Annotated in this window: 7 protein-coding genes; all 7 read left to right on the top strand. The window is 44.7% G+C overall.

Annotated features, from left to right (window positions below; genetic code table 11):
• Positions 1–390: 390 nt before the first annotated feature.
• Positions 391–2,160: a pentapeptide repeat-containing protein gene (locus tag VB740_RS34575; protein ID WP_323204327.1), complete on the top strand. Its 1,770-nt coding sequence runs from the start codon at positions 391–393 to the stop codon at positions 2,158–2,160.
• A gap of 195 nt (positions 2,161–2,355) precedes the next feature.
• Positions 2,356–2,502: a hypothetical protein gene (locus VB740_RS34580; protein ID WP_323204328.1), complete on the top strand. Its 147-nt coding sequence runs from the start codon at positions 2,356–2,358 to the stop codon at positions 2,500–2,502.
• A gap of 42 nt (positions 2,503–2,544) precedes the next feature.
• On the top strand, positions 2,545–3,615 hold the full coding sequence (locus VB740_RS34585) for an LOG family protein (protein ID WP_323204329.1): 1,071 nt from the start codon (positions 2,545–2,547) through the stop codon (positions 3,613–3,615).
• A 194-nt stretch (positions 3,616–3,809) separates the two neighbouring features.
• Positions 3,810–3,998 carry a hypothetical protein gene (locus VB740_RS34590; RefSeq protein ID WP_323204330.1) on the top strand — a complete coding sequence of 63 codons (189 nt, stop codon included), beginning with the start codon at positions 3,810–3,812 and terminating at the stop codon, positions 3,996–3,998.
• A 269-nt stretch (positions 3,999–4,267) separates the two neighbouring features.
• Positions 4,268–5,590 carry a D-alanyl-D-alanine carboxypeptidase gene (locus VB740_RS34595; protein WP_323204331.1) on the top strand — a complete coding sequence of 441 codons (1,323 nt, stop codon included), beginning with the start codon at positions 4,268–4,270 and terminating at the stop codon, positions 5,588–5,590.
• A 348-nt stretch (positions 5,591–5,938) separates the two neighbouring features.
• Positions 5,939–7,153, top strand: a complete 1,215-nt coding sequence (locus tag VB740_RS34600; protein ID WP_323204332.1) for an HhoA/HhoB/HtrA family serine endopeptidase — start codon at positions 5,939–5,941, stop codon at positions 7,151–7,153.
• Between the two features lie 610 nt (positions 7,154–7,763).
• Positions 7,764–8,471, top strand: a complete 708-nt coding sequence (locus VB740_RS34605) for an S-layer family protein (protein WP_323204333.1) — start codon at positions 7,764–7,766, stop codon at positions 8,469–8,471.
• Positions 8,472–8,495: the final 24 nt, after the last annotated feature.

Here is an 8,495-nt window from a genome sequence, read left to right on the forward strand (position 1 = left end):
TTTATTTCTATACCCCACACCCTAAACCCCACACCCCACACCCTTTTCTTTGTAATTATTATTTTTACATCAGACTAATAAATATCTTGGGAAAAAAGTATAACAAATTAGCCAAAGCCGGAAAATTACTTGATTTTTGAAAGAATTTTTCTGATCACAGTTTATTTGCATCAGCAGAAGAAGCTTGAGCTTAGTACGGGTTAGCGAGAAGCCGCCCTCTAAGAACACCGTCGATGTAGCCCACCGGAGATATCGCCAACGTATGATATTTTTCGTGTAGTATTTATTGATACTATTAATTTTCGGCAATGAGAAGCAAACTAGCATAGAAAAATTGTCAAGATTCAGAATTATCAAAACAGTAATTTAAATGTAACAACGGACACAGAAATGTCAACATATTTATCTCAAGTCTGGCAAGTGCTGAGAAATTATGTGAGGGATATAAGGTTAGAAGAGATGCCAAAGACCACATCTGTGAAAACCGAAGCAGTTTTACCTCTAGGAAAAAGTATTAAAGAACCATATAAAAGCGTTAATTTTGCTCAAGATAATTTACAAGAAGATTTATGGTTTCAAAGGCTGCAAAAAAGCTTAGAAAAATGGACAATACCAAAGAGCAGTTTGACTTCTGAGATAGTTGATCAGACATCTGGCGCACTACCTTCTGGGTTCTCTTTTGGAGTGTGCGATCGCCAGATGCATGAAGATATTTATGATTTACTGGGCAATCGGGCGCTAAAACCAGAAATAGTTAACCAACTAATGGAATTGGTTGTGACTGGTCAAAAAATTCGCCCAGAACTGCTTTTCTGGCGGCTAGAAGATTTTTATCGTCGTTGGTGTCAGGGAGAATTTATTGACGAGACACCAGATGATAACCTACCTCAGAAAACAAGGTTAAAGTTGGCGGCGCAAAATATTGCGATCGGGCTGAGACAGGTAGATATATATACAGGGCTGAACGTATTGATTTTACTGTTAGAGTTACACCGCTACGCTCAAGAGCGAGATCAACTCAAACAAAAAATCACCTTCTATCCATCTGCTCAACCAGATACAGACAATTTTTTCACATCCCAACTGCTGCGGGTCATCAATTATAGTGATGCCCTAGAAATTGGTAATTTTAGTAGTATAGTCGGGCAATTCCTCAAAGGCGGTAACTTTAGGAGTGCTTACCTGGGTGATGCCAATCTTACCGGGGCAGACTTTAGGGGTGCTGACCTAAGCCTTGCTTATCTCGGTGATGCCAACTTAACTGGTGTTAATTTCAGCGGTGCCAACCTTAGCGGTGCCAACCTTGGCGATGCCAACCTCAGCGGTGCCAACCTCAGCGGTGCCAACCTCAGCGGTGCCGACCTCAGCAGCACTAACCTCAGCGGTGCTAATCTAAGCTGTGCCAACCTTAGCCGTGCTGACCTTAACCGTGCTGACCTTAGCAACACCAACCTTAGCAGTGCTAACTTTAGCCGCGCCGACCTCAACCGCGCCGACCTCAGCAGCACCAACCTCAGCGGTGCTGACTTAAGTAACGCCATTCTTTTCGGTGCAAATCTAAGTGAAGCCAACCTCCGCAGCGCTAACTTTAACCATGCCGACCTCTGTCGTGCCGACCTCAGTGGTGCTGACTTGAGTCACGCTAGCCTCAATGGTAGTAACCTTAGTGACACAATTCTTTTCAGTACTAACCTTAGTAATGCCATTCTCATTGCTGCTGACCTCAGCTATGCAAAACTTAACGGTGCCAAGCTGAACGACGCCAGACTCAACGGTGCAATGTTCTTAGGTGCAGACCTCAGCGGTGTAGACCTGAGTCGGGTAATTCTCAACGAAGCCGATCTAAGTGGGGTGATTCTTAGTGACGCCGACCTCAGTGGTGCCGACCTCACCGACGCTATCCTTTTTGGTACAGACCTCAGCTATGCCAACCTTAACAGTGCTAACCTCAGTGGCAGTAATCTCAGTGGTGCTATCCTCAATGGCGCGGATCTTAGCCACAGTAATCTTAGCTACGCTATTCTCGGCGGTGCTGACCTCAGCGACGCCAATATGGAGAAAATGACCTGGGGTAAAAAACAGCAGTGGCAAGGAGTGCGGGGGTTAGAGACAGCAGTTAATGTGCCAGAGGCGTTGAAGGAAGAATTGGGGCTGAATTGAGATAAGGGACTTCCAAGAAATAAATTATCCATTTCGTGGGGTGGGCATCTTGCCCGCCCTAAATCTGGGACGGGTGGGGACACCCATCCCACAAGAAAATTTGGGATGTTTTTTTATTTGGAAGTCCCTAAGGAGGCAAGAAGGACAAGGGGAAAGGTAAAACCCAAGCCACTAGGGTTCGGTTAAGGGTTTTTGATGAAAATTTTAGCTCACAAATATGCGATAAATCGCCGTCAAGACAAAAGACTGATTATTGTAGAGACGGCGATTCATCGCGTCTCTTGTCTTTCTGAGTATGCCAACTGTACATCACAAGCCGATATCCCGCTTGCTAGAGTGTAAGTCGTTCACGTAAAATATAATGCCATTGTTGCAGCAGTTCTCATGACCTCATCTGCGTCGTTTGACACATTAGAGTCTTTACAGGCGGATATCGCTGAATTGATCGCTCGTTTACCGACATTAAAAAATCGGCAATTTATTCAGCAAGCACTTGCTACTATTGTTCGCCTAGCTGATAACGAAATTGAGCGTCTCGATTGGAAAATCTTGTCGGCTGCATTAGCAGATATGGAGCGCGGTTTCGAGCTTTTTTATGATTACCGACATGTTCGTAAAGTCACCATCTTCGGTTCTGCTCGTCTAGCGCCAGATACGCCAGATTACCAAATGGCGCTTGAGTTTGCTCGCGTTGTTTCTAAATTAGGATTTATGGTGATGACCGGCGGTGGGGGTGGAATCATGCAGGCGGGTCACGAAGGGGCTGGGCGAGAGAATTCTTTTGGATTAAACATTCAGTTACCCTTTGAGCAGGAAGCAAACCCTTTTATAGAAGGTGATCCCAAGCTCATTCACTTCAAATATTTCTTTACCCGCAAGCTGTTTCTTCTCAAAGAAAGTGATGCTGTAGCCTTGTTTCCTGGAGGTTTCGGTACTCAAGATGAAGCTTTTGAATGTATGACGTTAAGCCAGACTGGTAAATTTGGCCCAGTACCTTTAGTTTTAATTGATCACCCTGGTGGCGATTACTGGCGGTCTTGGAGCGAATATATTGATAAGCAACTCGTACAAAATGGTCTTGTAAGTCCTGATGACCCCAGCCTTTACACGGTGACAGATAACCTAGATGTAGCTTGTGACGCTATCACCCGCTTTTACCAGGTTTATCACTCGTGTCGGTACGTAAGCAATCAGTTAGTCATCCGTCTGAAGACAGATATATCAGATGCTCAGGTAGAGCAACTCAATGCTAATTTCAGCGACATTATTATTCAAGGGCGGATTGAAAAAAGTCAGGCATTACCTCAAGAAGCACAAGATGAAACTGTTGGACTACCCCGGCTCATTTTGTACTTCAATCAACGTGACTTGGGGCGCTTGTATCAGATGATTGCCACAATCAACCAGATGGGTACACCTTCACCAGAGGATGCAGCGCATCCAGAAAGGAAGTAGGTATTAACTAATTCGTAATTACGTTCGCGGGCTTCTTCTCTTGGAGACACTAAGAGCAAACGCGCTGTGCTAACGTAATTTTTGGGTTTGAGTCCCGTACTAAATTCTAAAATTGCTGCTCTATAATTACTCGGGGTATGAATCCTTAATTAATTCAATTACGAATTACGAATTACGAATTACAAATTATTTTGATGAGATGCGATCGCTTCATACCTGACTATAAAGCAATACGCTTGGCTTGGCGAAAAATTGTAGGTTGGGTTAAGCAAAGCGCAACCCAACAAAGCCCCGGAAATGTTGGGTTACCCTGCGGGAACGCCAAAGGCGAACAAGTCGGGAAACCCGCCCAACGCAGTGGCTCCCCAACCTACACAGTTTAAGGTTTTTGGCGCTAACCCAAGCGTATTGGACTATAAAATTTTCTCAAAATTAATTGATTTCATTGCCTTAGCTAGAGATTTTTTATTTCCATGCGGCAGTCCTCATAAGCAATAGGCATTTTGGTATTTCCAAAGGAGACGTGAAAACAATATGATTCACCCTACTTAACAGATGAGAAAAACAGCAGTTATTATGACTCAATACTGATTCTTGTAAAAAAGCTTGTATATTAGCACAGTAAACTCAAATCCTAACAGAGGAATAAAAAATGCTGGAATTATTGGGTTCAGGTTTAGTGTCGCTCTGGCTAGAGATGGCCGGGGTACAAATCAAACCTCTAGATGCCTTAGATGCTTTGACTTGGCAAAGTAGTCCTGGCTTGGTTCTTGCCCCTGATCCCAATCCAGCTGGGGCGACTACGGTGCAGCAATATCTGAAACAGTTAGTAACATCGAAACTAATAGCCCAAAATCTGGCTGAGAGTCAGGGGATTTGGATGCAGTCGGGGCCGATGCTAATGGCAAATCACCAAGGTACAACTCCTCTGCCGGCTGCCTCTTTAACCAAAATTGCCACTTCACTAGTTGCTTTGAAGACTTGGGGGCCAAACTACCAATTTGATACCTTAGTCAGTGCTACTGGCCCAGTGGTAAATGGAGTTGTGCAGGGCGATTTGGTGATTACTGGTGGTGGCGATCCTTTGTTTGTTTGGGAAGAAGCGATCGCTCTTGGTAATACTCTCAATAAAATGGGCATTAAGCAGGTAAAGGGAAATTTGATTATTACTGGCAGTTTTGCCATGAATTTCCAACGTCAGCCGATGCTAGCCGGTCTAATGCTCAAGCAGACACTAAATCGTGCGACTTGGGGTCGCCCTGCTGTTTATACACACTCAATCATGCCCAAGGGAACGCCCAAGCCTGAAGTCTTGATTGCGGGTGGAGTGAAAGTTGAGGCGCAACCAAATCCTCGACAGACTTTGTTACTGCGTCATCGCTCATTGCCTTTGAAGCAACTAATCAAGGAAATGAATGTTTACAGTAACAACGATATGGCAGAGATGCTGGCAGATTCGGTGGGGGGAGCCACTGTAGTGCAGTCAACTGCTGCTAACCTTGCTAGAGTGCCACAAGTAGAAATTCAGTTAATCAATGGTTCTGGATTGGGCCAGGAAAATCGCATTTCCCCCAGGGCCGCTTGTGCCATGTTGATGGCTATTCAAGGTGAAGCGGCTGCCCATCAACTGAATCTAGCTGACTTGTTCCCCACGTCTGGATTTGATCATCGGGGGACACTCCACTCCAGACACATTCCGGCCGCAACTGTAATCAAAACTGGCACTCTCCGGGATGTCAGCGCTTTAGCGGGAGTAATGCCCACACGCGATCGCGGTTTGGTTTGGTTTGCTATTATCAACCGTGGTACAAATGTTTGGGGTTTGAGGACTGGACAAGATCAACTACTGCAAAATGTTGTAAAACAATTACAACTACCTTTGGCTGCTCCTGTTACTCTCACTCCCCACTCAGGCATCAACTCTTTACCCCAGCTAGGCGCAGCCAGTCGGAATGAAATTTTATTCAAAAGTTAGTTCATCATCCAGAGTCACATCTGACAAGGTTCTGAACTAAAAGTGAGCGGGTATCCTCTATCTTCTTTTTATAGGTGTCACTACCTGAAAAAGTATAATTTTATTAGCAATCCAAAAGTTTTATTCATGGGTAAAAACCGAACTTGTAAAGGGAAAATGTCCATAATAGCTTTTGGGTTAAATCTTCTATTAAGTTGATTACAGGTAGTTCGCAAAATGCTCTAACCCCAGTATTGGGAAGAGCAAGCGAAACCCCAAGTAAAAAGCCAACGTCAATTTTGTAAAAATAACCGTAAATAGATTTGTCACGACTAAGCAACAATTAAGCTTATAAATTAGGTTGTGATTATGCGATTTCCCAAATCATCCCGGTCTATACGACAACTCAGTACTCATGTTTTAGCGATCGCGCTCGGAGTTTTGCTAACTGTTAGCACATTGCAAGTGTTGCCCTCCCAAGCCGAACCAGCACCCCTAGTAACTACTGGAGATACTTCACAACTGATGGCCCAACGACAACCAGCCACTGCTGTTATAGGTAGCAGTAGCTTTGTCACAGCAGCAGTGAATCGTGTTGGTTCAGCAGTTGTTCGCATTGATACTGAGCGCACAATTACTCGTCGCGTTGATCCATTTTTGGAAGACCCCTTTTTTCGTCGGTTTTTTGGTGACGGTTTCTCTCAACAAATGCCTCCTGAGCAGCAGTTGCGCGGTGTCGGCTCAGGTTTCATTCTTGACAAGAGTGGCTTAGTTCTGACTAATGCTCATGTGGTCGATAAGGCTGATAAAGTAACAGTCCGGCTCAAAGATGGTCGCACCTTTGAAGGGAAAGTTCAAGGTATTGATGAAGTAACAGATTTGGCAGTAGTCAAGATTAATGCTGGTAACGATTTGCCAGTAGCGCCCTTGGGTTCTTCTAGTAATGTCCAAGTAGGAGACTGGGCGATCGCAGTTGGTAATCCTTTAGGATTTGATAACACCGTTACCTTAGGAATTGTCAGTACCCTCAAACGTTCCAGTGCCCAAGTCGGCATTAACGACAAACGCTTGGATTTCATTCAGACAGACGCCGCCATTAACCCTGGTAACTCTGGCGGACCACTATTGAATGGCCAAGGTGAAGTGATTGGCATTAACACAGCCATTCGTCCTGACGCGATGGGTATTGGGTTTGCGATTCCTATTGATAAAGCAAAAGCGATCGCAGCGCAACTGCAACGTGATGGCAAAGTTGCTCACCCCTATCTAGGTGTGCAAATGCTAACTTTGACACCCGAACTTGCCAAGCAAAATAACAACGATCCCAATTCTCCTATTCAGATACCAGAAATTAATGGTGTTTTTGTAATGCGAGTTGTTCCCAATTCTCCAGCCGCATCTGCGGGTATCCGGCGCGGAGATGTAATTCTTCAAATTGATGGTAAACCAATTACCAGTGCTGAACAATTGCAGAATCTTGTGGAAGACAGTCGTCTTGGTCAAGTATTACAGGTGAAAGTGCAACGAGGTAATCAGACACAGCAGCTTTCAGTCCGCACAGCCGAGTTGCAAAATGCTTCGTAGGGGCAATATAGCCGATTTTAATTTTGTGAAATAGTAGGGGTATAGAAAAAGCTCATAGGTGTCAACTTAATGTAGAACCAATGTCCCGCAAGGAACTGAAGTTCCTTGCTCATAGCAAAAGTCATCTTTAGATGACTGAATAGCCCCCAAACTTTTGAGTCTACTTCAGTAGACTTAAGCTATTAGCCAGAGAATTTATTCTCTGGCGGGTGAGGAGGGCAACACGGAAGGGATTTCTAGCTGAAGTTGACACCAATGGAACATGCCGTGCCCCTACGGGTTTACCTCACGTAAACGAGAACCGCTATATTAAGATTCAAAGACTTCTTGTTGAGGTAATGTCTCAAAGCATTCTCGCTTAGTAACTTTCACGTTAAGTTGACACCAGTCGCGGGACGCCCATCCCACAAGGGATAGTTGAAGATTGACTTGATCTAAGTATTCCTTAAGAAAAATTATTTCTTTTCACTACTCTTAACAGCATAAAATCAGGGCAAAGGATTGAAGCGATGCCTTCTCTACGAGACGCTATGCGTAGCTTGCTTCCACGGAGTGGTACGCTAACGCCAAAGTGATGACACAGCTTAAAATACCCATCACCATAATCACTATGCAAACTAACCTTAATTCAACAACTGTTGTTTGTGTGGGGATGGGAATTGCGATCGCTTTTTGGGCAAATTGTGCTTCTGCTCAAATTACCCCCGATGGCACTGACAATAGAAGTGGTGGCAATGGCGGCAATATCAATATCAACGCAGGCTTCATCGTTGCCGTCAAGAGTGAAAATAGCGATATCAGTGCTAATGCCTTCACTGGTAGCGGAGGTAATGTTGACATTACAGTTAAAGGTCTCTTTGGGATTCAATCTCGCTCACGCCCAACTTCCCTGAGTGATATCACTGCTAGTTCTGAACGTGGGGTGGCTGGGACTGTAGAATTAAACACACCCGATGTAGACCCTAGTCGTGGCTTAATTCAACTACCCTCCAACCTCGTGGATGCATCCCAACAAATCGCTCAAGGCTGCACACCTAGAAGAGGACAAACCGCTAGTAGCTTTATCGCCACAGGACGCGGTGGATTACCCCTTAGTCCTAACGAGCCTCTGCGGGGACGAGCAGTGATTACAGGTTGGGTAGATGTGCCGCCACAATCAACAGAGAGAGTAACAAATAAATTATCTGTGGAAATTACAGATAAAAAACTTACTACATCTGTGGCTAAATCTCCTAATGACATTGTGGAAGCCCAAAGCTGGTTAGTTGATGCTAATGGAGACATCCAGCTAGAGAGCCAGTCCAGTAGAAGGCATTGACAAATTAAGCAGATTGTGAGCTAG

Source organism: Nostoc sp. UHCC 0251 (genome assembly GCF_034932245.1).
Lineage (GTDB): Bacteria > Cyanobacteriota > Cyanobacteriia > Cyanobacteriales > Nostocaceae > Nostoc.

Bases quoted from the DNA above. Each gene is read 5' to 3' on its own strand.
- VB740_RS34575 (WP_323204327.1), top strand. From the start codon at position 391: ATGTCAACATATTTATCTCAAGTCTGGCAAGTGCTGAGAAATTATGTG.
- VB740_RS34580 (WP_323204328.1), top strand. From the start codon at position 2,356: ATGAAAATTTTAGCTCACAAATATGCGATAAATCGCCGTCAAGACAAA.
- VB740_RS34585 (WP_323204329.1), top strand. From the start codon at position 2,545: ATGACCTCATCTGCGTCGTTTGACACATTAGAGTCTTTACAGGCGGAT.
- VB740_RS34590 (WP_323204330.1), top strand. From the start codon at position 3,810: ATGAGATGCGATCGCTTCATACCTGACTATAAAGCAATACGCTTGGCT.
- VB740_RS34595 (WP_323204331.1), top strand. From the start codon at position 4,268: ATGCTGGAATTATTGGGTTCAGGTTTAGTGTCGCTCTGGCTAGAGATG.
- VB740_RS34600 (WP_323204332.1), top strand. From the start codon at position 5,939: ATGCGATTTCCCAAATCATCCCGGTCTATACGACAACTCAGTACTCAT.
- VB740_RS34605 (WP_323204333.1), top strand. From the start codon at position 7,764: ATGCAAACTAACCTTAATTCAACAACTGTTGTTTGTGTGGGGATGGGA.